At 72.8% G+C, this 1,351-nt stretch carries 1 protein-coding gene; it reads left to right on the top strand.

Annotated elements, in window-relative coordinates; translation table 11 throughout:
- Positions 1-430: 430 nt before the first annotated feature.
- On the top strand, positions 431-1,351 hold a 921-nt coding region (gene sepH, locus ACWJ6R_RS36395), incomplete at its 3' end, for a septation protein SepH (protein ID WP_449066557.1).

Here is a 1,351-nt window from a genome sequence, read left to right as displayed (position 1 = left end):
TCCCGCCGCGCCGGACACCGCGCGGGACCACAGGACGGAGGGCGGGGCGGAGGGTACGGCGGGCGGGACCGGCACGCCGGTCGAGCCGCCTGCCCCGCCCTCCCCGCCTTCCTCGCCCGCCTTGCCCTCCGCCCCGGCTTCCCCCGCTTCTCCGCCCTCCCCGTCTCAGTCGCTCGCCGGCTCTTGCCCGAAGTCCGCGACGGGGCCGGAGATTATTCGGAAGAATCCGTCGGGGACCCGAATCCACTGCTCCGCACGAATGTCCTTCAATCGGACGAATGGAGCAAATGTGACCGGCGTCACATCGATGCGAGCCCTCTCCGGCAAGGCTATGTTCGGACATGCCGGGTACGGTGCTGGCAGGCAACCGGCACACGCGAGACACTCAAGGGTCCGGGGGAAGATTGAGCACGACGACGAAGGGACTCGCATGCAGGAGCTCCGACTCGTCGCGGTGAGTGAGGACGGGACCTATCTCGTGCTGGCAACGGCCGGCCGGGGCACCCGGTTCACGCTGCCCGTCGACGACCGGCTCCGTGCTGCCGTCCGCGGCAACTTCTCCCGTCTCGGCCAGTACGAGATCGAAGTGGAGAGCCCGTTGCGCCCCAAGGAGATCCAGGCCCGGATCCGCGCCGGCGAGACCGCCGAGGAGATCGCCGCCACCGCGGGCATCCCGGTCGAGCGGGTGCGATGGTTCGAAGGGCCCGTGCTCCAGGAGCGCGAGTACATGGCCCAGCAGGCGCAGCGCTGCACCGTGCGGCTGCCCGACGCCACCGCACCCGGCCCCACCCTGGGCGAGCTGGTCACCGAGCGGCTGACCCGGCGCGGCGTGCCCGCCGACGAGATCGACTGGGACTCCGCCAAGCGAGAGGACAACCTCTGGCGGATCAAGCTCGGTTTCGTGTGGAACGGCCACACGCGTCACGCCGAGTGGCTCTTCGACCCGCGCCGGCGCCACATCACCCCGCACGACGACGAGGCCATGCGCCTGTCCGCCGGCGAGTACGTCGAGCCCGCCGAGGACACGACGGTCACGCCGTTCGTGCCCCGCGTCGTGACCAAGCTCGCCCCGGTCCCCCCGCTGGTGCCGGAGCCGCTGAGCCAGCCGCCCGTGTCCTTCCCCTCCGTGCTGCGCCAGGAGCCGCCGGTCGGCTCCCCGCTCACCCGGACCCCCGCCGGATCCGCCCCCGAGCCGGAGCCTCCCCAGGACGAGCCCGAGTTCCCGCCGATCGCGGCCGGCCTCCTGGCCGAGCCCGTCGCACCGGCCCCGGCAGGGCCGCCCTCGGCGTACGAACGTCCGCCGATGCCCCCGCTCCCGGAGGGCTTCGAGGCCCCGCCCATGCTCGCGGTG

This window comes from Planomonospora algeriensis (assembly GCF_977012225.1).
Note: the sequence above shows the minus strand (reverse complement) of the source record. Positions and strands in the feature narration are given on the sequence as shown.